Origin of the sequence: Ketobacter sp. GenoA1 (assembly GCF_003671475.1) — a bacterium.
Classification (GTDB): Bacteria; Pseudomonadota; Gammaproteobacteria; order Pseudomonadales; family Ketobacteraceae; genus Ketobacter.
Window position 1 is genome coordinate 496644 of record NZ_RCHM01000045.1, and the last position, 24328, is coordinate 520971.

The 24328-nt window shown below is 53.8% G+C and carries 23 protein-coding genes; 11 read left to right on the forward strand and 12 right to left on the reverse strand.

The annotated features are described in order from the left end of the window. Positions 1 to 10 precede the first annotated feature (10 nt). From D9N13_RS22685 to D9N13_RS22700, 4 genes are all read right to left on the reverse strand, one after another. Positions 11 to 928, reverse strand: coding sequence for a metal-dependent hydrolase (locus D9N13_RS22685; RefSeq protein ID WP_290594261.1), 918 nt, complete (start codon positions 926 to 928; stop codon positions 11 to 13). A gap of 135 nt (positions 929 to 1063) precedes the next feature. Next, on the reverse strand, positions 1064 to 2680 hold the full coding sequence (locus D9N13_RS22690; protein WP_290594262.1) for a long-chain-fatty-acid--CoA ligase: 1617 nt from the start codon (positions 2678 to 2680) through the stop codon (positions 1064 to 1066). 103 nt (positions 2681 to 2783) lie between these two features. After that, complete coding sequence (locus D9N13_RS22695) at positions 2784 to 3626, reverse strand: SDR family NAD(P)-dependent oxidoreductase (RefSeq protein WP_290594263.1); 843 nt, start codon at positions 3624 to 3626, stop codon at positions 2784 to 2786. Then, complete coding sequence (locus D9N13_RS22700) at positions 3623 to 5143, reverse strand: flavin-containing monooxygenase (protein ID WP_290594264.1); 1521 nt, start codon at positions 5141 to 5143, stop codon at positions 3623 to 3625. Before D9N13_RS22700 ends, D9N13_RS22695 begins: the two co-directional genes overlap by 4 nt. A 225-nt stretch (positions 5144 to 5368) precedes the next feature. Between D9N13_RS22700 and D9N13_RS22705 the strand changes: the two genes are divergently transcribed. From D9N13_RS22705 to D9N13_RS22725, 5 genes are all read left to right on the forward strand, one after another. Next, positions 5369 to 6067: a TetR family transcriptional regulator gene (locus tag D9N13_RS22705; protein ID WP_290594265.1), complete on the forward strand. Its 699-nt coding sequence runs from the start codon at positions 5369 to 5371 to the stop codon at positions 6065 to 6067. Positions 6068 to 6108: 41 nt separating this feature from the next. Beyond that, a complete protein-coding gene (locus D9N13_RS22710) occupies positions 6109 to 7266 on the forward strand; it encodes an iron-containing alcohol dehydrogenase (RefSeq protein ID WP_290594266.1) in 1158 nt (385 codons plus the stop codon). 72 nt (positions 7267 to 7338) lie between these two features. After that, positions 7339 to 8064, forward strand: coding sequence for a TetR/AcrR family transcriptional regulator (locus D9N13_RS22715; RefSeq protein ID WP_290594267.1), 726 nt, complete (start codon positions 7339 to 7341; stop codon positions 8062 to 8064). 31 nt (positions 8065 to 8095) lie between these two features. Next, positions 8096 to 9271 carry an efflux RND transporter periplasmic adaptor subunit gene (locus tag D9N13_RS22720; protein ID WP_290594268.1) on the forward strand — a complete coding sequence of 392 codons (1176 nt, stop codon included), beginning with the start codon at positions 8096 to 8098 and terminating at the stop codon, positions 9269 to 9271. After that, positions 9271 to 12366: an efflux RND transporter permease subunit gene (locus D9N13_RS22725; RefSeq protein ID WP_290594269.1), complete on the forward strand. Its 3096-nt coding sequence runs from the start codon at positions 9271 to 9273 to the stop codon at positions 12364 to 12366. Before D9N13_RS22720 ends, D9N13_RS22725 begins: the two co-directional genes overlap by 1 nt. Here D9N13_RS22725 and D9N13_RS22730 read toward each other — a convergent pair. Then, positions 12282 to 13043 carry a TIGR01458 family HAD-type hydrolase gene (locus D9N13_RS22730; protein ID WP_290594270.1) on the reverse strand — a complete coding sequence of 254 codons (762 nt, stop codon included), beginning with the start codon at positions 13041 to 13043 and terminating at the stop codon, positions 12282 to 12284. The genes D9N13_RS22725 and D9N13_RS22730 overlap by 85 nt on opposite strands. 71 nt (positions 13044 to 13114) lie before the next feature. After that, positions 13115 to 13825: an outer membrane protein OmpK gene (locus D9N13_RS22735; protein ID WP_290594271.1), complete on the reverse strand. Its 711-nt coding sequence runs from the start codon at positions 13823 to 13825 to the stop codon at positions 13115 to 13117. Positions 13826 to 14000: 175 nt separating this feature from the next. On the opposite strand from D9N13_RS22735, the gene guaD reads away from it, so the two are divergent. The 3 genes from guaD to D9N13_RS22750 all read left to right on the forward strand — a co-directional run bounded on the left by guaD (position 14001) and on the right by D9N13_RS22750 (position 17741). Then, a complete protein-coding gene (gene guaD, locus D9N13_RS22740; protein WP_290594272.1) occupies positions 14001 to 15335 on the forward strand; it encodes a guanine deaminase in 1335 nt (444 codons plus the stop codon). A 106-nt stretch (positions 15336 to 15441) separates the two neighbouring features. Beyond that, positions 15442 to 17424, forward strand: coding sequence for a sensor domain-containing diguanylate cyclase (locus tag D9N13_RS22745; protein ID WP_290594273.1), 1983 nt, complete (start codon positions 15442 to 15444; stop codon positions 17422 to 17424). A 2-nt stretch (positions 17425 to 17426) separates the two neighbouring features. Then, positions 17427 to 17741 carry a DUF2007 domain-containing protein gene (locus tag D9N13_RS22750; protein ID WP_290594274.1) on the forward strand — a complete coding sequence of 105 codons (315 nt, stop codon included), beginning with the start codon at positions 17427 to 17429 and terminating at the stop codon, positions 17739 to 17741. Here D9N13_RS22750 and D9N13_RS22755 read toward each other — a convergent pair. Beyond that, positions 17721 to 18854 (reverse strand): HD domain-containing phosphohydrolase, encoded by a 1134-nt coding sequence (locus tag D9N13_RS22755; RefSeq protein ID WP_290594275.1) that lies wholly within the window; start codon positions 18852 to 18854, stop codon positions 17721 to 17723. The genes D9N13_RS22750 and D9N13_RS22755 overlap by 21 nt on opposite strands. Before the next feature lie 109 nt (positions 18855 to 18963). After that, positions 18964 to 19476, reverse strand: coding sequence for a porin family protein (locus tag D9N13_RS22760; RefSeq protein ID WP_290594276.1), 513 nt, complete (start codon positions 19474 to 19476; stop codon positions 18964 to 18966). Between the two features lie 205 nt (positions 19477 to 19681). On the opposite strand from D9N13_RS22760, the gene D9N13_RS22765 reads away from it, so the two are divergent. The 3 genes from D9N13_RS22765 (at position 19682) to D9N13_RS22775 (ending at position 22011) form a co-directional block, all read left to right on the forward strand. Next, complete coding sequence (locus D9N13_RS22765; protein WP_290594277.1) at positions 19682 to 19894, forward strand: SDR family NAD(P)-dependent oxidoreductase; 213 nt, start codon at positions 19682 to 19684, stop codon at positions 19892 to 19894. 70 nt (positions 19895 to 19964) lie between these two features. Then, positions 19965 to 21278 (forward strand): IS1380 family transposase, encoded by a 1314-nt coding sequence (locus tag D9N13_RS22770; protein WP_290594278.1) that lies wholly within the window; start codon positions 19965 to 19967, stop codon positions 21276 to 21278. 178 nt (positions 21279 to 21456) lie between these two features. Then, positions 21457 to 22011, forward strand: a complete 555-nt coding sequence (locus D9N13_RS22775; protein WP_290594289.1) for an SDR family oxidoreductase — start codon at positions 21457 to 21459, stop codon at positions 22009 to 22011. 85 nt (positions 22012 to 22096) lie between these two features. Here D9N13_RS22775 and D9N13_RS22780 read toward each other — a convergent pair whose 3' ends face one another. The 4 genes from D9N13_RS22780 to D9N13_RS22795 all read right to left on the reverse strand — a co-directional run. After that, positions 22097 to 22528, reverse strand: coding sequence for a hypothetical protein (locus D9N13_RS22780; RefSeq protein ID WP_290594279.1), 432 nt, complete (start codon positions 22526 to 22528; stop codon positions 22097 to 22099). Between the two features lie 9 nt (positions 22529 to 22537). Beyond that, on the reverse strand, positions 22538 to 23080 hold the full coding sequence (locus D9N13_RS22785; protein WP_290594280.1) for a hypothetical protein: 543 nt from the start codon (positions 23078 to 23080) through the stop codon (positions 22538 to 22540). Between the two features lie 62 nt (positions 23081 to 23142). Continuing rightward, entirely contained in the window at positions 23143 to 23598 is a 456-nt protein-coding gene (locus tag D9N13_RS22790) for a hypothetical protein (RefSeq protein WP_290594281.1), read from the reverse strand. Positions 23599 to 23600: 2 nt separating this feature from the next. Continuing rightward, a partial coding sequence (locus D9N13_RS22795) for a hypothetical protein (protein ID WP_290594282.1) occupies positions 23601 to 24328 on the reverse strand: 728 nt, incomplete at its 5' end.

Sequence of the window (24328 nt, forward strand, 5' to 3'; positions counted from 1 at the left end):
CACTGCTGTATCAGGCGGCATCCGCCGCCTGTTGTGCCTGCATCTCGTCAATCAACGTCATTTCGTTATGGAAACGTTCCAGCAGATCGCGGCGCTCATCGGTTTCCCAGGGGTGAAATCCGGGGCGGAAATACTGCAGTAAAAACGGTGCCAGCGCGCGCATGATGCCATCCTTTCCCCACAGCAACCGGCGTACCGCTGCCCGATGCTGCGCATCCCACAGGCCATCCTGCTGCAACAGATAACGCATTCGATTGCGCAGTCGCACCAGCAGATCCAGGGTGACAAACACCATGGCATAGGCCCGTTTCCAGTAACCGCCACCGGCTTCCTGGTACAGGTCGTAGCATACCGCCTTGTGTTCCACCTCCTCCATGGCATGGTAAATCAGCAGTTCCCGGAAGGGTGAACCGGCCTTTTCAATCAAATCCGGACGATGGTAAATAAAGAGGTGCGCCAGGGAGGCAGTGAAGTGCTCAGAAGCCGCCGTCATGGCCAGGCGTGTCAATGGTGTCAGGTGCTTGCGGGACCACTTATTATCACGCTTCAGTTTTTCATCGAACATCTGCATGGCGGGGTAGCCCATCTCGATTAGGGCCTGACTCCAACCGTCGTGCTCCCGCCCGTGCATGGCTTCCTGGCGGATGAACAATTGAATCTGCTCCAGTAATTCCGCAGGCAGGTTATCCTTTCCCACGGCATCACGCACGTCCCGCGCCGAATCCATGAAAAAGCGCTCCCCTTCCGGGAACATAGCCTGCAAGGCATTGAAAAAATGCGTTTTTACGGGATCATTGTCATGCCAGTAGCGTTGCTGGCGCATGGCACCGAGATAATCAAAGCGCACACTGCGGGCAATGATTTTCAATGCGGCCGGTGTGCGGGTGCGACGCCGGCCCTGCGCCTTACTAAACACGTTACCTAACATAGTTTGCTGCCTCTGTTTTAATCCATTATTAAGACTAGTTCAGCAGCGCTCAAGACGTTAGGTGAATGGATGACGATGTACTGTGCCAAAGCGACAGCCCAGCACCCTGCAAGCAGCATGCTGGGCTGAGGGCAACTACTGGGTATACACAGACTGATACTGGTCCCGCAGCTGACGCTTCAGTAACTTACCGGTGGGGGTGTGCGGCAATTCCTCAACAAACAACACTTCGTCGGGCATCCACCATTTCACGATTTTGTCCGCTAGGTATTCCAGCATGGCTTCCTTGGTCAGACTGGCGCCGGGGTTCAGTACCACCAGCAACAACGGGCGTTCATCCCATTTCGGATGCGGTACACCCACCACCGCGCATTCAGCAACCGCGTCATGGCCGATGGCGATGTTCTCCACATCAATGGAACTGATCCACTCGCCGCCGGATTTGATGACATCCTTGGCCCGGTCCACGATGTTCATGTAGCCCTGTGCATCCAGTGTGGCCACATCACCGGTATCAAACCAACCGTCCTGCCAGTCGGATTGATCATCGTGTTTATAGTAGCTGCTGGCCACCCAGGGGCCGCGCACCTGCAGGCGGCCAAAGGCTTTACCGTCGTGGGGCAGTTCCTGCCCGGCATCGTCTACAATTCGAATTTCAATACCGTAGATGGGGCGCCCCTGCTTGGTTTGCAGTTTATAGCGCTCCTCCTGCGACAATCCGGCCATGTAGGTGTTCATGCTGTTAAGCGTACCCATGGGGGAAAGCTCGGTCATGCCCCAGGCATGAATAACAAAGGCATCGTGTTTTTCCTGAAACGCCCTGATCATGGACATGGGCGCCGCCGAGCCGCCTATGACCACCTCTTCCACCGAGGCCAGCTTGCGGTTTTCCTGATCACAGTACTGCAGCAGCCCCAACCATACGGTGGGCACCCCCAGCAGCAATGAAACGTTCTCACTGTCGATCAGTTCATACAGGGAGGCACCATCCATACCGGCGCCGGGCAACACCAACCTGGCTCCACCGGCGGTGGCCGCATAGGGCACGCCCCAGGCATTCACATGGAACATGGGCACTACCGGTAAAACCGACGACCGATTGCAAACCCCCAACGCATCGTTGCTGACGGAGGCCAACGCGTGAATCACCGTGGAACGGTGGCTGTACAGCACCCCTTTGGGATTGCCGGTGGTACCGGAGGTGTAACACAGGGTGGCGGCCAGGTTTTCATCAAAACTGGGCCACTCATACTCGGCGCTGGCGGCTTCCAGCAATGCCTCATAGCACAACAAGTCCAGCTTGGAATCCGGCATGCTGGCCTTATCCACCATCAGCACGATGTGTTTCAAATGCGGCAGCTGATCCCGTATGGCTTCAATAAGAGGCACGAACTGCAGATCCAGAAACAGCACTTCGTCCTCGGCATGATTGAGAATGTAGACGATCTGCTCGGGGAACAGGCGCGGATTCACCGTATGCAGAATGGCGCCACTGCCGGACACCGCAAAATACAACTCATAGTGGCGGTGTGTATTCCAGGCCAGTGTGGCAACCCGGTCCTGCTGCTGAACGCCCAGCTGGGCCAGCACATTAGCCGCCTGCCGGGCACGCCTGCCGGCATCCGCATAGGTGTAGCGAAAGATGCCTCCCTCCGGTTTACGGCTGACGATCTCGCAGTGTTTATGAACTTTTTCAGCGTGACGCAGAATAGACGAAATGGAGAGTTGGGTATCCATCATCAATCCGTGCATGGTGTTCTCCTCGCGTTGGGGTTTGTATTCCGTTAATTTTTTATTATCTCTACACAACAAAAAACCGGGCTATTCAGCCCGGGTGGTGTTCCATTATTGCAGCTTAGCGACTGGCCATCTTGAACGAAGCGGTCACTATCCGCTGATATATCACCGGCAGTGTGCGCTGCATTATGTCCAGTACCCGCGCATCCGGACCGATCAACGCCCGCCGCTTGTTGGCTTTCACTGCCCCCAGAATTACCTGGGCGGCTTTCTCGGAGGTGGTCAGGAACAGTGCCTCAAATTGGTCACGCATCTTTTCCGCGCTGGCGCTTCCGGTGAGCTTTTCCACACTGTTGCTCATCCGCGCATTGCGGGCAATGTTGGTTTTGATACCACCGGGGTGGACACAGGTACAGGACACCTTACCGCCTTCCAGATCCAGCTCCTGGCGCAGGGATTCGGTAAACCCACGCACCGCAAACTTAGACATGTTATAACCGCTTTGTGTGGGTTGCGCAAACAGGCCGAATATACTGGAGATGTTAACGATGTGCCCTTCCTCACCGGCTTGCTTGATGTAGGGCAAAAACGCTTTGGTGCCATACACCACGCCCCACATATTAATACCCACAATCCATTCGTAATCGGAATAATCCGTGTCTTCCACCGTACCACCAAGGGCGACACCCGCGTTGTTGTAGACCATGTTCACCTTGCCGTGATCGTGCACCACCTGGTCGGCCCAGGCATGCACCGCATCGCGATCCGCCACATTCACCTTGGCAGTGGTTACTTTAACACCCAATGCGGAGGCCTGCTTGGCGGTTTCTGCCAATCCTGCGTCGTCCACGTCGCAGAGGGCCAGATGACAATGCTGTTTGGCCAGTTCAAGGGCCAGAGCGCGACCTATTCCAGACGCCGCTCCGGTGATAGCGGCCACTTTGTTGTTGAATGATTTCATGCGGATGCCCCTACTGTGTCTGGTGTTGATGTGGTTTCTTCTGCGCCGTTGAACAGGTATGCGTCGGCATCAAAACGCCGGGTTTGCTGACGAAACTGCCAGGTAAAGCCGGGCCATAACGTCACGTTTTTTCCACTGACCGGATGCAGATACCAGCTCTGGCAACCGCCATTGTTCCACACCGATCCCTGCAGTTTGTTCTGGATACGATCGTTGTAGCGGGCTTGTGCCGTGGGCGCCACATCGATCTGCCGGATGCGTTTTTTCCCCATGAATTTCATCGCGCTCATTACATAATTGATTTGCGACTCGATCATGTACACCATGGAGTTGTGCCCCAATCCGGTGTTGGGGCCCATTAACATAAAGAAGTTCGGGAACCCGGCAATGGTGGTACCTTTGTACGCTTCCGGACCTTCGGGCCAGGTATCCACCATATCCACGCCGCCACGGCCAAAAAACAGGCCTTTGGGAATGGGATCGGTGGCTCTGAAACCGGTGCCGTAGATGATGGCGTCCACTTTTCGTTCTTCGCCGTCCACGGTGATGACGCTGTTGGCGGTCACTTCCCGAATACCGGTGGTGATCACGTCCACGTTGGGCTGGTCCAGTGCCGGATAGTAGTTATCCGACATCAGGATGCGCTTGCAGCCGATGGTGTAATCCGGGGTCACCTTTTTGCGCAACTCCGGATCACTGATCTGATTACGAATGTGGTTAAGAGCCCAGCGCTTGGCGATGGTCATTAAGCGCGGATTAATCAACATACCCACGACGCGGCTTTCCAGGGTCCAGTAGATTTTTTCCCGCAATAACTGCTGGGCTTTGGGAAAGCGTTTGAACAACGCTTTTTCGGCAAACTTCATGGCCCGGTCCGGCTTGCTGATGATCCAGGGTGGCGTGCGCTGATACAGATCCAGTTGCGCCGCTTCTTTCTGCACCTCGGGTACAAACTGAATAGCCGAGGCACCGGTGCCGATGACGGCAACCCGTTTGCCTTTCAGGTCATACTGATGATCCCAATCCTGGGAATGGAAGGCTTTGCCCTCAAACTTATCCAGGCCGGGAATGTTCGGGTAGGCCGGCACGGATAACCCACCCGCACCCGCCACCAGAATTTCGGCGCTGTACTGCTTACCCTGCTGGTCGGTGACCATCCACAATTGTTTGCCGTCATCCCAATGGGCGCCGGCAACAGCGTTATTGAGCTTCACATGGGGCATCACATCATAATGATGGGCGCAGTGTTCCAGATATTTTTTGATTTCCGGCTGCGGCGCAAACATGCGGCTCCAGTTGGGGTTGGGGGCAAACGAAAAAGAATACAAATGAGAAGGCACATCGCAGGCGCATCCCGGATAATGATTCACGCGCCAGGTGCCACCCACACCAGCCTCTTTTTCAAAAACAATGAAATCGTTCTCTCCCTCCTGCTTCAAACGAATGGCCATACCCAGGCCGGAAAAGCCGGTGCCGATGATCGCCACCTTATGATGTTCCACTGACTGCTTGCTCATGTTGTAGTCCTGATCATTGTTATGGTGTGTCGGTGGCCCCATTGGGCGGGCCCGCTGCTGCCAGCATGCGATCCGACATGTACTCCCCTGGGGAGTCCCGGTAATAAAATCTCGGTAGACATGTGTCTACCTCACAAGGCCAAGTATACAAGCGTATACTTTCTGGTCAAGAGCCGGTACAATTCATCACATTGATGTATACAATTGATTAAAAGTAGACCAAAGATGAGTCTTTCCAAATCCGTTCTGGCCCAGGGCAAGCGCCTGCTGATGGAAGCGGCCCTCAAGTTGAACGCCAGCACCCGCAGCCTGAATGCCCTGAGCCTGCGGGAACTGGCCCGTGAAGCCGGCCTGAACCCCAACACGTTCTACCGGCATTTCAAGGATTTCGATGAACTGGGCATGGCCATCATTGAAGAAATGACCAAGCAAATCCGCCAACCACTGCGGGATCTGCGGCGGCGCGCGGCGGAGTCGGTGGCACCGGCAGGCACCCAGTTGGAATCCTGGGAAGACAACCCCCGTCTCAACCTGGCGAAAGCAACCCAGGTAAACCAGGCCACGGTGAAACTGTTCTTCGACTATGTGGCCGCCAACCCCAACGCCTTTATTCTGGGTATCCGCGAGCTGCACGGGGCCTCCCCCGTACTGCGCAAGGCCCTGCGTCAGGTAATGGAAGATTTTGCCCAGGATATGGCGGATGATATTGAAGAGTTGCGGCTGATGCCGGCGCTGGAGCGCAGTCACCTGTATGACATCTCGGAAACCATCAGCCGGGAGATGTTTCAGTTGTCCATGGACTACATTGAACAACCTGAACGCCGTGAACAGATTTGCCTGAAAGCAGAGAAAATGATTACCGCCCTGATCATGGGCAGCGCCGTACTGCATGGCCACGGCCCCACTCTGATGCAAGCGTTGTAGCCGGCATCAGTAAAACCAAGGCACCGCACAAAGGAAGCGCTATGTCAGCCACCATTATCTTACCCAGAATTCTGCAAGTGGGGAAAAACGCCACCGAAGCCGTGGCCACCATTGTCAGGCAGCTGGGCTGCGAGCGCCCGCTGTTGATCACCGACAACATGATGGTGGAACTGGGTTACATCACCCGCCTGCAAGCGCTACTGGCAGAAGCCGGTATCGCCAGTGACGTGTTTGCCGATACGGTACCGGAACCCACGGTTGCCTCCATTGAGGCCGGGGTTCGCGTGACCAACGCCGGCCGCTACGACTGCCTTATCGCCCTCGGTGGCGGCAGCCCCATAGACAGCGCCAAGGCCATTGCCATACTGGCGCGCCACGGCGGCGCCATGGCCGATTACAAGTTTCCCCGCAACGTGGCCGAAAGCGGGTTACCGGTGATCGCCATTCCCACCACCGCCGGCACCGGCTCGGAAATGACCCGTTTCACCATCATCACCGATGACCAGGCAGATGAAAAAATGTTGTGTGCGGGCATGGGCTTTCTCCCGGTGGCAGCACTGGTGGATTACACCCTGTCCATGAGCGCGCCACCAAGAATCACGGCCGACACCGGCATCGATGCCCTGACCCACGCCATTGAAGCCTATGTCAGCCGCAAGGCAAATACCTACAGTGACAGCCAGGCACTGGCGGCCATGGGCCTGCTGGCCCCCAATCTGCGCCGGGTCTTTCACGATGGCAGGGACGAATCCGCCCGCGAGGCCATGATGATGGGAGCGACCCTGGCGGGTGTTGCCTTCTCCGCCGCCTCCGTAGCCCTGGTGCACGGTATGAGCCGCCCTATTGGTGCTCACTTTCATGTTCCCCATGGGCTCTCCAATGCCATGCTGCTGCCCAGCGTTACCGAGTTCTCCATTGACTGCGCCGCCCGGCGCTACGCTGACTGCGCAGTGGCCATGGGCATTGCCGCCGCCGGTGATAATGTACTGATCGCCAACAAGAAGCTGCTACAGGAACTGAAGGCCCTGAACCAGGATTTGCAGGTGCCCACCCCCCAAGAGTATGGCATTGATAAAACAGAGTTTTTTAACAAAGTTCCGGTGATGGCCGAGCAGGCGATGGCTTCCGGATCACCGGCTAACAACCCCCGCGTTCCCAGCCTTGAAGAGATGGCATCCCTCTACCGCGCACTCTGGTAACAGAAAATTCACTTTACTTCGGGGGCCGGTATGAATACTATTCGAACATCATTCGAATAGTATTCATACCCTATGCCAGCCCCGAAATTCTCCTGCCAGGAGCAGGAAAACCGCATACTGCAAGCCGCCGCCGCCTGCATTGAAGCCAGCTCCCTGCTGGATTTCACCATGTCGGGCATTTCCAAGGCTGCGGGGCTGTCCATGGGCTCCATCTACAAACACATCCAAAGCAAGGAAGATGTGCTGGTGGCACTGGGTTACCACTACCAGGTGCATTTCATGGCCGTGGTGAAACAGATCTTCGCCCTGCCTTTGCCGGCGGTGGCCCGTATCCCGGCAGTGCAACTGATGGACCACAGCCTGGTTTCCCCATTCGGTTTCGCCCCCCAGCTGGAGACCCTGCTGGGCAACGAAGCCATCCTGAAGCGGGCCTCGGCGGGCTGGCTGGAAAAGTTCATCACCATTGATATCGCCGTGGAAGACCTGTTCCGGGAGGAAGTCCTGCGCGCCTGTCGGGACGGAGAACTGCAGGTGGATCAAGCACAGCAGGAGGCCATCGCCCATGAGCTGGTCACCAGCATGTGGTCCATCTGCGTTGGCCACACCCAGGTGCAGATGCAACGCAATGCCCGTCACCTGCTGGATCAGGAGGTACAACCCTCCGGCCGGCTGGAAAGCGATTCTGTCATTGTGCGCAGCATAACACGCATGATGAACACCTACCCATGGACAACACCATTGACGGAAACATTGCTGGCCTCCACCTGCCGGCTGCTTGAGGAACACGGCCTGCGTTAGGCAGGTGCACCATAACACAGGGACCAACACCATGAGTTTACGAAAATGGGGCATTACCGCTTTAAGCTGCGTACTGATCTTTGCCGCACTGGCCGCGTTTAAAGTCCTGGAAATCCGGGCCGCCATCGCCTTTGGGGAATCTTTTCCTGAACACTCGGAATCGGTTGAGCTGGCTGTGGTGGCCACCACCCAATACACCCCCGCCATTCGTGTCATCGGCGAAATGGTGGCACCACAACGGCTGGATCTGCGCAATGAGCTGGCGGGCGAAATTACCCGGGTCGGTTTCGAATCCGGCGCCAGCGTACGCCAGGGTCAGGTGCTCCTGCAACTGGACACGGCGGTAGAAGAAGCCAACCTGCAGGCGGCCCAGGCCCGGCTGGAGCTGGCGCAATCGGTGTACGAACGCTCCCAGGGCCTGTTTCAATCCAAAGCCACCAGCAAGGATCAACTGGATCGCGCCAAAGCGGACCTGAGCACCGCCCGCGCTGAACGGGAAGCTTTAAAGCGCACCATCGAAAAGAAAACCCTGCGTGCGCCCTTTGCTGGCAAAGCGGGCCTGCACACCTTTGAAGTGGGCCAGTTTCTGATGGACAACACCTTCATCACCACGCTCATCAGCCAGCAGGATTTTATCTGGGTGGACTTCAAGGTACCGCAATTCTATCGCCCCCTGGCGGACAACACCGAAGTCACCGTGACCACCATCGGTGAGGCCAACAACCAACATCAGGGGCAGGCGGTGGTGGTGGCGGAAAACACCATCATCGAAAGCGCCAACCGCAGCCGTCAGTATCGCGCCAGATTGCCCAACCCCCGCGGCCAGTTCAGCGCCAATACCATGGTCAATGTGCAAGTACCGGTGGCCGACACCGAATCCGTACTGCAGGTACCGGCACTGGCCATTCAGCAGGACCCCCTTGGGCAGTTCGTCTATGTGCTGCTGGAAGACGACGCCAACCAGGGCTACCGGGCGAGCCGGCGCCAGGTCAAAATCAAACACCTGGGCGCCAAACAGGCACTCATTGAAAGCGGCCTGCAGGCCGGAGACAAAGTGGCCGCCGCCGGAGCGTTTAAACTGCACGAAGGTTTGTTGGTGTTTGCCCGCGAGCGGCCCGGCCAGAAACCATCTGCGCCGATGTCCGAGGCTCTGCCGGAGGTAGCCACCGACACCGCATCACGGCGGCAGGACGAGGGTAACCTGTAATGGATATTTTCGTACAACGTCCGCTGCTGGCGATCGTCATCTCGGTGGTGCTCCTGTTGGCGGGATTGGCCGCCGCCAGCAAGATTCCGGTGCTGCAGTTTCCCCAGATTGAAAGCGCGTCCCTGGTGATCACCACCACCTATCCGGGCTCATCCGCCGAGGTGGTACAGGGCTTTATCACCGACCCCATCGAGCAGGCCGCCATGACCATTCCCGGTGTGGATTATGTGGACAGCACCACCACTGCAGGCCTGAGCACCGTCACCGCCTGGCTGGAACTGAACGAAGACAGCACCCGTGCCCTGGCGGAACTTTCCACCCGCCTGGCACAATTGCGTTACGAGTTGCCCGACGGTGCCGAAGACCCTGCCGTGGAGGTGGTGCGCGCCGACCGCCCGGCGGCACTTTTTTATCTGGACGTGCACGGTGAGGCCTGGACCCGCTCCGAACTAACCGATTACCTGGAGCGGCAGGTTAACCCATTGTTCGCTGCCATCAACGGTGTCCAGCGGGTGGGCCTGGAAGGTGGCCGCTCCCCGGCCATGCGCGTGTGGATAGACCCGGATCGACTGGCCGCCCTGAACCTGGGTGCCGATGACGTCATGAACGCCATCCGCGCCAACAACGTCATTGCCACCATAGGTAAAACCGAAAACGCGGCCCAGCAGTTCAACCTGCTGAGTAACGCCACCCTGCAAACGGTCTCCGACTTTGAGCAATTGATCATCTCCAACATCAACAACGGCGTGATCCGGCTGGGGGATATTGCCCGGGTGGAAAAAGGTGAAACCCGCGGCACCATCAAAGCCCGCTACAATCAGGACACCACGGTCTACATTTCCATCTGGCCCCTGCCCGGCGCCAACGAAATAGCCATCGGCGACCAAGTGTACGAGCGCCTGGCCAGTATTAATCAATCCCTGCCTAGAGGGTTGTCCATCAACACCGGCTACGACGGCACCATTTACATGCGGCAATCCCTCAAAGAAATCTTCACCACCCTGTTTGAAACCATATTGCTGGTGGGTCTGGTGGTACTGTTGCTGATGGGATCGTTCCGCACGGCGCTGGTGCCCCTGGTGACCATTCCCATCTCCATTCTGGGCAGTATTGCCATCATCTATGCCATGGGCTTCGCCCTGAACCTGCTGACGATCCTGGCAGTGGTGCTCTCGGTGGGTCTGGTGGTGGATGACGCCATTGTGGTGGTGGAAAATGTAGCGCGCCATCTGCGCGAAGGCCGCACCCGGGTGGAAGCGGCCCTGGTCAGCTCCCGCGAATTACTGTCCCCCATCATCGCCATGACCTTCACTCTGGCCGCCGTCTACACCCCCATCGGTTTTGTGTCCGGTTTCACCGGCAGCCTGTTCAAGGAATTTGCCTTTACCCTGGCCATCGCCGTCATTATTTCCGGGGTGGTGGCGATCACGCTCTCCCCCATTATGAGCGCCTGGGTCTGTGCGGACAACGGCCGCGAAAGCGCCATGACGCGACGGGTCAACGCAGGCTTTGAACGGCTGCGACAACGCTATCAGGCGCTGCTGATGAAGAGCTTTGGCTGGCGCAATCAGATCCTGTTTTTTGCGTTGTTTGTTTCTCTGCTGGTGGTACCGTTCTATCTGTTTTCCGGTAAGGAACTGGCACCCATCGAAGATCAGAACAGCATTAATATCATCATCGAATCACCGCCCCAGGCTTCCCTGGCCTATACCGACGATTACATGAATGATGTCATTGACCTGATACAAAACAACGTGCCGGGGCTGGATATGGTGTGGCAAATCATCTCGCCCAATGGTGGCTTCGGCGGCATCGAGCTGGTGGACTTCGATCAGCGCGAACAGTCGGTACAGGAGCTGCTGCCGTCCGTATATGGGATGCTCTCCGCGATCACCGGGGTCAAGGTGTTTCCGATTCTGTTCCCCAGCCTGCCCACGGCCGGCCAGTTTGATGTGGAGATGGTGGTACAGTCTCCGGATGATTACCCGCAAATGGAAACCTACGCCCGCCAGCTGATCGCCGCCGCCTATGAAAGCGGGCAGTTCATGTTTGTGGATACCGACCTGACGGTAAACCTGCCCCAAAGCCGGCTGCGCTTCGCCCACGATCGCATCGCGGACCTGGGCATGGACATCGATGATGTGAGCCGGCAACTGGCTTCGCTTCTGGCCGAGATGGACGCCAACCGGTTTAATGCCCAGGGCAAAGCCTATCGTGTTATTCCCATGGTGGAGCAGCTTGCCCGCGATACACCCGACACGGTTCTGGATCTGTTCATCCGCACACCTGAGGGCGAATTGGTACCATTACGCTCACTGGTGGAAATGGAATCCGTCACCGGTCCCCGGGCCCTGGGCACCTTCAATCAACAACGGGCGTTCCGCATCTACGGTGGCCTGCTGCCGGGCACCACCAATGGTCAGGCACTGAGCACGCTGGAACAGGCCGCCGCCGACATTCTGCCCACCAACTACACGGTGGATTACGCCGGTATTTCCCGCCAGCTGCGTAAAGAAGGTAACAGCATGCTGTCGGTTTTGGTGGTGGCCATACTGGTGGTCTATCTGGCACTGGCGATTCAGTTCAATAATTTTCGGCTGCCCTTGGTGGTACTCATGGGATCAGTCCCCCTGGCGCTCTCCGGTGCCATGCTGTTCAGCTTTCTGAGTTTTACCACCGTCAACATCTATGCGCAGATCGGTTTCATTACCCTGGTAGGCTTGATTGCCAAGAACGGTATCCTGATCACGGAATTTGCTCACGAACAACAACGGCAGGGAGCCACAAAATCAGCCGCCATCAGCGCTGCGGCCGCATTACGCTTACGTCCGGTGCTGATGACCACCGCCGCCACCGTACTGGGACATTTTCCACTGGTGCTGGTCACCGGGGCCGGCGCCGAGGCACGCAACAGTATCGGCATCATTCTGGTGGCGGGTATGGCCATCGGCACCCTGTTCACCTTATTCATTTTGCCTTCGGTGTATTTATGGCTGGCACGGGAAACCGATCAGGAATTTACCCCGGCAAACAGCTCTGCAATGGATGGCACCAACCAGGCTCCGGCGGGTAATCCGGCTTCATCACCGGCCTGATATTTGCCGGTCTGCACCAGACAACCCTGCAGACCGGCATCGACAGCACCAATCACATCACTGACCAGATCATCCCCCACCATCAGGCAGGCGCTGGCAGGCACTCCGGTGGACGCCACCACCTGCTGGAAAAAGGCAGCACTGGGCTTACCCATGATGACCGCCTCCACGTCCGCGGCCCATTCCACCAAACGGATAAATCCTCCGGCATCCAGCTTCAGACCTTCGTCATCCTTGAAATACTTATTCATACCGATACCAATCAACGGTGCCCCGCTTTTACACAACCGAAACGCCGCATTGAGATTGTCGTAATTCAGATCCTGCCGCGCATCACCCAGCAGCACGCAGTTCGGCCTGGTTTGCTGCAGGTCGTCGAATTCCTTTTTCAGATTGTCGTGCAACAGGCAGAACGGCCGCAATCCCTGTTGCTGCAGATAGGCTTTCGCCGCCATCGGCGCGGTAAACAATTCATCAGCAGCCACATCGATGCCCATCGCTTTCAGATCGGTGAGCAGGGCGGAAGATGAACGAGTGGCTGTATTGGTGACAAACCGCAGTATCAGATTTTGTGCCCGGGCCTGCCCAATGGTGTCGGTTGCACCGGCAATCAATTGACTGCCGTCATAAATCACGCCGCTGAGATCGAGTAATAATGCTTTTCGGTCTGAAGCCATGTTCACCCCTCCTGCAGTGCATCCATGCCCCATAGCTTAACACGGCCCCGCCACGGCTCATCAAAGCAAGCTCAGAAATGCCATTTCACCAACAAGCAGGGATTGCGCTCATTAACGCCATCGATGCCAAATTTGTTGTTCCAATACGCATATTCCATACCAACATAAAAAGGGGCTGTGGCCCCAATCAAAGGGCCCAGATCCCATTTGACCTGAGAGGTGAAATTCATTTCCCGGGCATTGCTATCAGAGGCGGTGGAGTAATCCAGAAAACCATCAAAGAGGAAATTGGCACCAGCCAAGGTAAAAGGCAGGCCCCAGGTAAGGGTCATCTGTTCGTCGTCATCCCACAAATCGTTATCGACCTGATACAGGTTAATATTAAAGTACCTGAAACCCGGCACAGCCAACGCCATCCCCAGCCCGTACAAATAATTATTGAACCCATCACCACTTTCCCAGGTGGATGCAATCAGCAGGTCCTTGATTATGCCCACACTCATCTGCTTATTGGTTACGTAAGTCAGGCTCAGTCGCGGCGCCAGTTCAAAATAGTTTTTGACGGTGCCGTCGTCGGAACTGAGATTATCCAGGAAAAAGAAATTATCACCCCAGGTATGCTTGCTGGCATGTTCAACCGTCAATACCCGCCTGGAATCATCACCCACTTGATAATGATCCCCCCGCAAATAGCTCAAACTGAACGTACTCCAAACCATTTCCGCCTGCGCCCCGGTGGATGTAAAACCGGACACCAGCAGCAGCCCTGCCCCCATGATCATGAACGCACACCTGCCCATATCGCCACTTCCCTTTGCATACTGGTTTCTGATGAGTATAGTCGGTTGCCAGCGATACACCGGTTTCTCTGCGCTGGCCGGTCACCGAAATCGCAGCAGACAGTTACCCGAGAATTTCTGCTACCATAAGCCGATATCCGATTTCAGGAAGCATTGCATGCCCAGCGCTGAACACTCACGAGCCTACCGCGCCGCTATTTTGTATTTTGTCGGTGATCCCCTGCAGCTGGGAGAACAGGCGTGGCACTTCCATGAAGATGGGATTTTGTGGGTAGAGCAGGGTCTGGTGAAGGCAGTGGGCGCGGCGGCGGACATGCTGGAACGCTTGCCCAGGCGGATTTCCCTGGAGTGTTTTCCGCACCATTTGATCACCCCCGGCTTTATTGACTGCCACGTTCATTATCCGCAGACCGAAATGATTGCCGCCTACGGTGAACGCCTGCTGAGCTGGCTCAACACTTATACCTTTCCCACCGAACTGAAATTCCAGGACAGAGCCTACGCCGCTCAGGTATCTGAATTTTTTCTGGATGAGCTTTTGCGCAACGGCACGACCACAGCACTGGTATTCGGCACTGTATACCCGGAGTCGGTGGACGCATTGTTCCAGGCCGCCCAGCAACGCAACCTGCGCATGATTGCCGGCAAAGTCATGATGGATCGGCATGCGCCCCAGGAGCTTTGTGATACGGCACAGCAAAGCTACCTGGACAGCAAGATGTTGATTGAGCGCTGGCATGGTGTGGACCGCCTCCAGTACGCGGTCAGCCCGCGCTTTGCTCCCTGCAGCAGCCAGGAGCAACTCAACAAGGCGGGACAACTACTGCGGGAACACCCCGGCGTCTACCTGCATACTCATCTGTCTGAAAACCAGGAAGAAGTGGCCTGGGTTAAGGCGTTGTTTCCCCAATCCCGACACTACCTGGATGTGTATGAGCAAGCCGGATTGCTCACCCGCCGCAGTGTATTTGCCCACGGCATTCACCTGTGTGACGACGAATGCCAGCGTCTGGCCGCCACCGGCGGCGCCATTGCCCACTGCCCTACCTCCAATTTATTCCTGGGGTCCGGACTGTTTCCACTGGACAAACTGCAGCAATGGGGTGTCCACATTGGCCTGGGTACCGACGTGGGGGGTGGTACCAGTTTTTCCCTGCTGCGCACACTGGATGAGGCCTATAAAGTCCAACAACTTCAGGGGGCCAGCCTGGACCCGTTTCAAGCCCTCTATCTGGCCACCCTGGGCGGTGCCAGAGCGCTCGACCTGGAGCACACCATCGGCAGCCTGCAACCGGGCTATGAAGCCGACTTTTGTATTCTGGACCTGCATGCCACCCCATTGCTGGCCTTTCGCATGCAACACTGCCACACACCGCGGGACGTTCTGTTTGCATTGAACACCCTGGGCGACGACCGTGCGGTGGCTAGGACCTATTCCCTTGGCCGCTGTGTGCATCAGGCTGAATCGAAACTCCATGCCAGAGATAAGTAAATGGTTTGCGTTCGCAGTAAAAGGGCAACACTTGCATTACGGTACAAATCGGCCATATTAAGACATCGGACACTCTATAACCTGATCATATACAGGGATTTTCCATTTGCAGATTCGGGACACCACGGCCAGCAGCCCGCCGCTGATCAGGCGCCGGGTCAAGCACATTATTTGGCTGCTGCTTGCCGTCAGCCTACTTATTCTTGTTCTCGGTACCTTACAGGCACAACTGATGAGCGGCGTGCGCGCCTACGTTCGTGGCGAAGGCCTGTGGGCCAAGGCGCAGAAGGATTCCGTTCTGCTGCTGTATCGCTACCTTGAAAACCCTTCAGACTACCTGTTTGAAGGCTTTGAGCGCGCCCTCCAGATTAACCTGAACGACCGCATTGCCCGGCTGGCACTACAGAAAAAAAATCCAAATTATGCTGATGCCCGCCAGGGCTTTCTCGCCGGCGGCAATCATCCCGACGATATCGATAACATGATTTATCTGTTTGTCTGGTTTCAGAACATCAAACACATGAAGAACGCCATTGCTATCTGGACCGCAGCCGACGCTGAAATCGATCAGTTGAGATCTCTGGCGTATCGAATCCGCGAGGCACATTTTCACGCCTCCAATGCAGACCTCTCCCGCTTCAAACAGGAACTCGAACAACTGGATCTCAGACTGAACAAACTGGAAATCGATTTTTCCAGCGAGCTGAGCGAAGGTGCGCGCTGGCTAAAACGCACCTTGCTTCTGGTAAATTTGAGCATGTTGATGACAATGCTGTTGCTGGTCTGGTTTATATCACGCCGTGTGCTGGCAGAAATCGACGACGCTGAAAGCAAACTGCGGGACAGCGAAACCCGCTTCAAAACGCTCTACGACTCCAACATCATCGGCATCCTGATCTGGCGTGAAAACGGTGAGATCTATGATGCCAACGACCAGTTCCTCGATATCCTTGGCTACACCAGGGCTGAACTGCAGCAGGGCCTGCTCAACTGGCGTGACCTGACCCCGGCAGAATTCCAGTCCTCTGACGACCATGCCTTGCAACAAATTGCCGAACAAGGCTATTGCCTGCCGTTTGAAAAAGAATTCTTTCATAAAACCGGTAGACGCACCCCTGTTTGCGTAGGCGGAGCGCTGCTCCATGGCGAGCAGGATCGCGGGCTTGCCTTTATGGTGGATCGAACCAGTGAGAAGAAAATGGAGGCACAGATACAGTTATCCGCCACCGTACTGGAAGCCAGCCGCGATGGCATACTGATTTGTAATCAACAGCGCAACATCATCACCACCAATGCCTCCTACCGGAAAATGACCGGTTTTACCAACACTGAACTGGTGGGCACCAAGGCCTGTTTCTACCGCACCAGTGACCAGGACGAAGCACAGAAGATTGAATCCAAACTGCAACAGCGCCACTACTGGCAGGATGACACGGAGATTCCACTGGCGAACGGCAATCTGCTACCGGTACGGGCCAGCATAGCCACTGTTACCGGAGACGACGGGCAATTCAGTCATTACGTGGCCGTGTTTTCGGATATCAGCGCGCGTAGAGACCTGGAAGAAAACCTGAAGAACATGGCGCACTTTGATCACCTGACCGGACTGGCCAATCGCATCCTGTTCTCGGATCGACTTTGCACCGCCATCAGCCGGGCTCATCGGCATAAAACGCAATGCGCCCTGCTGTTTATTGATCTGGATAAGTTCAAGCCGGTGAATGATCAATACGGCCACGCCATCGGCGATGAGTTACTGAAGCAGGTGGCGCTGCGTTTAAGCAGTTCAAGCCGCGAGAGTGATACCGTCGGCAGGCTGGGGGGCGATGAGTTCGTCATGATTGTAGAAGACCTGAACGATCCTGACTACGCTACCCAGATTGCAGAGAAAATTGCCCATCAACTGCAACAACCCTTTACGGTAAACGAGCAACCTATTACCGTTGGTTGCAGTATCGGCATTGCGGTGTACCCCATCGACGGCAAGGACGATGTTGAATTGATCCGTGCCGCAGACATCGCCATGTACGCAGCCAAAGGCAAACCAGACACCCACTATTACTTATACAGCGGCCAACAGAAAAACTGATAATGCAGATCATCTATCGTGCCAAAGACATTGCTGAGGCTCATATTCTTTCCGGTTATTTACGCGCCCAGGGTGTGGACAGCCACGTGGATGGACACTATTTGCAAGGTGCAATCGGCGAGATCGGCATGGCCGATTTTGCCCTGGTGCGGGTAGCCGATGAGGATGTGGAGAAAGCACGCAAACTGGTGCTGGATTATGAAAGCAACCGGGGCGAAAATCCGGTACATTCACACTCTTCAAACCCACCCTCACCACTGCTGATCATGGCTCTGTTTCTGGTATCAGCGTTCCTGCTAGTGATGCTTGTCAGTTAGGGATTCAGACTGCTTGGGATACGGTTGCGGAACAACACCCACTGAATCCAGGTCCGGAAACGCCTCTTTCACCGCCAGCAGTTTGTGTAACTGCGACTTGAAACAGGCGACAATCGTCGGGTCAAAAGCCCGCCCACCCTGATCATCAATGAACTTAATGGCCTCTTCCACCGGCCAGGGCGCTTTATAGGGGCGCCGGGAGGTCAGCGCATCGAACACATCGCACACACTGGTGATGCGGGTAAACAGTGGAATTTCCTCACCTTTCAAACCATTTGGATAGCCGGTACCATCCCAACGCTCATGGTGATTCAGGGCAATCTCCGCAGCCACCCGCAACAACTCTGAATCGTTATGATCGCCGCTCAGGATGTGTGCCCCCAGGGAAACATGGGTTTGCATGGTGCTCCATTCCTCACCTTCAAGCTTACCTGGCTTCAGTAACACCCGATCAGGAATCCCGATTTTACCAATATCGTGCATGGGGCTGGCCTGCTCAACCAACTCCACATCCCGAGGCTGTAAACCAAGCGCCCGCGCCACAATTCCGGTCATCTTACTGATGCGCATCACATGGGCGCCGGTTTCGTTATCTTTAAACTCAGCCGCCCGCCCCAGGCATTCAATCAGTTTCACCTGAGAATAATGCAATTGCCGGGTGCGTTCCTGCACCTTTACCTCCAGCAATTCGTTCTGGTGCCGTAACGCTTTCTGCAGGTGCACGGTTTCCAGTAAATTGCGAAACCGCAGCAACACCTCACGATGATTGAACGGCTTTTGAATAAAATCCCGGGCACCGCTGGCCAACGCCAGATCACGGGTGTAGTGATCTTCATCGGCGGTCAACACCACGATGGGGATGAACTCACCAGCAAAGGAATCCGACAATGCCGCCATCACATCAAACCCGTTCATAACCGGCATATGGATGTCCAGGGCAATCAAATCATAGGCATGCTGGCCATACTCCAATGCCACCCGGGTCGGGTCATCCAGGGCAGTCACATTGTGATAACCATCCTTTTTCAGAATCACCTGCAAAATCTGCAAACTGGTCGCATCGTCATCCACCAACAATATCTTGCTTCGATGCAGCACTTCCAGATCAAACATGCTCAACCTCTCAGCCGATCTATCATCACTACAGTATAAATTACGGCAGCCGGTTTTGAGTACGTTGATAGATTCTATTGCTATAAGGCGCGTTCCTGATACGCCTAAACTATTTGAAATAATAATTAAAGCTGGCGTTGGGATAATTGATATCCCCGGTCTTTACCTCATAACGGATGTAATTCAAACCAAGCTGAAGGTGCTCACTGGGTTTGAACCCCATTCCCACCCCATAGTGTAAATCGGTACCGCTCAAATCAGCGACCTTGCCAAAGCCCGCCTCATGCACCTGGGTATCCCAGTGGTGGCCACCCACCCGTATATTCAGCTCAAACACCTCACTCAATGGATACACGGCCAGCGCGGCCAGCGCCACCGCATCAATGCTGTATTCCCACACCGGTTCCAAATCATCTTCGGCATCCCCGAAATCGATGTAAGATAATTCCAATGCCAGATTTCTGTGAACGCGGCCTCCCAGCTTGATCTCAAAGCCGGTGGGACTATTCAGTTCGTCGTCGGAATAATCCACCTTTCCGGCGGTGCCCCCCAGATAGGGATTGGCAAAAGCAGTGGAACCCAATGAAATAAGTAATGCCCCAAACACAATACGATAATGCATAGTAAACGCCCTGTTCTGTAACGGATTTGTTTCATGTACAGAGACAGACGAGGGTAAAAAAACAGACTGATCTTGGTTTCTTGCCGGCCAGGCACAACAAAATACGCAAGCAGCCAATTTTTAGTGTTCGATTAGCAACATTCGGGTCGCCCCATTTTATCTAACCCTCTAGTGTAAACACACATTACCTAGAGGACGTATCACGATGATTGATTTGACCGGAAAAATAGCGCTTATCACGGGTGGAACCAGTGGCATTGGTTATACAACAGCCGGAGTGCTCAAAAAATTAGGTGCAGATGTCACAGTCACTGGCCGCAATCGAGAGGCCCTGGATAAGGTTGCATCCGAACTAGGTGTGCATGCAATATTTGCCGATCAGGCAAAGGTCAGCGATCTAGCCCGGATATTTCATTAAAAGAAGGAGGCGGAACCGTTTAACCCTTATAATTTAGGTGCTAAAGCCAAAGAATAAGGACGATCCCGCCATGACAGAATGTTACCAGAGCAGCCTGGAATTTCCACGCGTTAAACGCCGTAAGATTGAAGTTAATTTTGAGGGCGGGGAAGTCACCTCGGACGGTGGAATGTTGCTGTTACGGAGCGTTGATCGCCAAATTGGATTGACCAAGGCTCTGGATCGCGCTATCGAAGACCCTCGCGTTCAGGGTCGTTGTGAGCATAGCCAGTTGAGCCTTTTGCGTCAGCGAATTTACGCCATGGCGGCAGGCTACGAAGATCTGAATGATCACGGCGCATTATCCGGGGATACCGTCTTCCAGACGGCTACCGAGAACGATCAACCTCTCAGTAGCGCCCCGACATTGTGCCGACTGGAACAACGAGCAGATCGGGCCACAGCGGTCGCCATGCACGAGATTCTGGTGGATCAGTTCATCAACAGTTTTGAGGAATCACCGAAGCAGTTGATTCTGGACTTCGACGCCACTGACAACCCGGTTCATGGCGACCAGGTTGGAAAATATTTCAATGGCTTTTACGATGGCTACTGCTTTTTGCCTTTGTATGTCTTTTGCGATCATCAATTGTTGGTTAGTTACTTGCGGCCGGCGTCGTGCGGAGCGGCACACCATGCGGGCGCCATATTGGCCTTGTTAGTCAAACGGCTTCGGCAGGCTTGGCCAAAGATCCGGATTATTTTCCGGGGTGATTCAGGCTTTTGCAAGCCGATGATTTTGGCCTGGTGTGACCGCAATAACGTCGATTACGTCGTAGGAATCGCCAAAAACAGCCGTTTACTAAGCCTGTCAGAAAGCACCCGGTCGGCCGCTGAAACTTTTTTTGAGCTAACTGGCGAGAAGCAGCGACTATTCAATGAATTTCATTATTCGGCACGTAGCTGGAAGCGTCGTAAACGTCGCATTGTGATCAAGGCAGAGCACGGGGTGCAAGGAGCCAATCCACGATTTGTCGTCACCAGCTTGCAGCAAAGCGCCAGGCACATCTACACAAAGATGTACTGTGCTCGCGGTGATATGGAAAACCGGATCAAGGAACAGCAGCTACTATTTTCGGGACGAACGTCATGTCATGAGTGGTGGCCCAATCAATTTCGTCTTTTGCTGTCCGGCTATGCCTATACCCTGGTGGAGCGTTTGCGAAGCCTGGCACTCCGCGATACATCATTGGCGAAAGCGCAAGTCAATACGATCCGGTTAAAGCTATTCAAGATCGGTGGCGTAGTGCTGCGAAATACGCGCCGCGTAAAGATAATGCTCAGCAGAGCCTATCCTCATCAGTCCCTGTTTGTTCATGCGGCAACGATACTCGATAGCAGCTGATGCATGGAGAGTGCTGTCCCCGGCACGCTGAAAAATAACGGGGTAAGGGAAAGTTGCGCCTTGAGCGCGCGCTTTGAATGTTTTACAGACAATTCGCTCGATCTATAGGGGTCAGAGATTCAATTAGCTATGAACTTGACCATTCAAATGGTTTGGTGAAATATGCAGGCTAGAAAGCCTGGCTACGCAAGTTAAATCCAGGCATGGAGGTATTGATATTTTGTTCATCAACGCCGGCATTTCGGCTTTTGCTCCCATCGAGCAATTTACGGAAGCCCAATTCGATGACATTATGAATATCAATTTCAGAGGCGCATTTTTTACGTTACAGAAATTTCTGCCGGTATTAAATGACGGAGCATCAGTGATCAATCTTGGCTCAATCAACGCTTACACCGGCATGCAAAATACGGCTGTCTACGCTGCGAGTAAGGCCGCACTAAATTCTCTTACACGTACGGCCGCCACTGAACTGGCCCCCAGAAATATTCGTGTCAACGCAGTCAACCCCGGGCCTGTTAACACCCCTATTTTTGGAAAGCTGGGCATGTCAGACGATGACATTAAAGCGTTTTCGGCTACCATGCAGAAACGCATTCCATTGAGCCGGTTTGGTGAACCCAGCGATATTGCGCATGTAGTCGCCTTTCTCGCCTCAGACACCGCCAATTTTATCACGGGAGCCGAATACAATATTGATGGAGGCACCAATGTAAACCCTGTGCTTAATTAAAGAACCTGAGATAAGCAAACCAAATCCAGGTTGAAATCAGATGAAAGGATTTTTGTTGTTTGGAACAACTTAAAACTTCAGCACCCTATACAAACAATTCTTCAGGCTTAGCAAGGTCAAATCCATCCGCTATTAGTTCCCTCCCCCAATGCTCATACATCTTTAGATATATAGTTTCAAAAAAGCTCCGTGGACTTTTAATCTCCCAAGACCAAGGTAAACAAAAATAATCATCTTGATGATGAATAATTGTTTCAAAGTCATAATCCGTATCTGCCAATGCAATACCCAATACTCTCATCAGTTCGTATTTATGACCTAATGAAAACTTAAGTAACCTTCCGCCATTAAAGAATTTTTCTTCAAGTAGCTTACACAGCTGTTCAGTATCATTAGGGTCAAAATTACTCAAGTATTCACCCAGCGTTTCTTCACGATCATACACATCAAAATCGCCAAGGAAATACGCTGGAGTGACTACAAAATCAACATCACTATCTGGAAACTTTAAACTCATTTTAATTTCTCACGGTGTTGGGTAACCAGTAAAGGGCTGGCCAGTTCCAGCATCAAAACGAATAGTCCAATTTGTATAATTTGGATTGAAATGAGGCTGACTCAAGTTTTGACGATTCTTAGTAAATCCCCAACCGACAGTATCATTATACGTCCCCGTTACAACAGGATTACCCTGACGATCAAATCCATTGTATTTAGGTAGCCCTCTAGCCTCTCTCGTTATTCCTTCATTAATGACATTTCGCTGGGTTTGCCAGTCCTTGAATTGAGAACTGGGTTGAGGGAATCTACCGGGGACTCCAGTCCTTGGGTGAGTGCCGTCTATTGCTCTACCTGCCAAATTTGGTCTCAACGGAATATCTGGACCATGTTTATCCACGAAGTGAGGGTTTAATCCAGGATAACTCTGGCCCAAGTTCGCTTCATAGTTTCTAACCCAGTTTTCGGCATTTACTTCAGCTTTTTGGGCGATAAGCTGCTGCCTTTCAGTACGACTTAAATGACCATACTTCTCCTTGAGTGCAGCAGATCTAGCTCTTGCATCTAACACAACATTAGGTGTCGTGTTTGGAACAACTGAGCAAGGCCAAGTTGTTCCTCATTCAGCACAACTCAAATTCTATAAGCTACTGTTGCTCCAGCACTTTCATCAACCTCAAATTTCAACTCGGGGTCCTCAAGACCCGTTATAACAAACGGTATGAACAGCCTTTCCAGTTTTTTATTCTCAAAGAATGAGAACTGGCAGACCAAAGACACATCGTTTCTCAAACGTTCATCATCTGATGACAAGGAAATGAGTTCCATAAGCCGACCGGTGCTATCCGTGAAATCAATCGCAAAGTGTGCAGGAACTGGACTCATTCGAGAACTACCAATCCTCACATACTCTCTAGACTTGAGTTTTGCAAGCAAACTATCGGCTTCTTCATTGCTAAAGCTCTCGTCTATTGGCTCATCACTTACCTGACCATCAGAAACAACTACGCAGTTTTTTTGTGAGGATAAACTCTGTAAAAGCTTATCCCACATACCATCAATCGAATTTGGATCTACTGGCATATACATAATTAGTTGCCTCCTACGGTTGTGGTATCGACTTTGCCGCCATATGGCCTCTGATAATACCTATCAATGATGTAGTTTTTCTCACTTAGGTAATTCTCAATGAGAGTTCTTCTTGCACTTGTATCGCCAATTTCCCTAGCCGTACGAATCTCACCCAAATACTGCCTCCTTTCTGTGGAAAGAATCAGCTCAGGTTTTTTGAAGTACTCGATATATCGTGGAGAACCTAGTGCTTGGTGATCCAAGAAATGCCCATATTCATGCCTCAAAGCTGATATCGAGAACTCATTTGGCAAAAGTATTTCATTGCCCAATGGCCCTCCAGCCGTATTTGGAGAGAATGCTATCGAATCATCACCATATTTAATTGAGACATTATTTACTTCAAGATCGTTAATTATGGCTTTGTACTCAGCAGGGTGACTTAGCTGAGCCGGTCCCATTGAGTCCAACAATGGATCTGCTTGAGAGTTAAACCTCAAACTATTGTTGTTTGGAACAACCTTTCCCGCCCCCCGCATCATACCCACAGCGGGAGCACCCGACAACGCTAGCCCTGCCGCATCCAACGCCAGATCCCGGGCCGAGGCACGTTTCAAACCTGCCGGCATTTTATCACTGTTCACGGTCAGAATATTACTGACCAGGCGCTCACCTTCTGCCAACCCGCCTATATAGCCCGGGCCGCCACCGTAGGCGCTGCCTTCCGGATCCTGGATCGCGGCTTCCA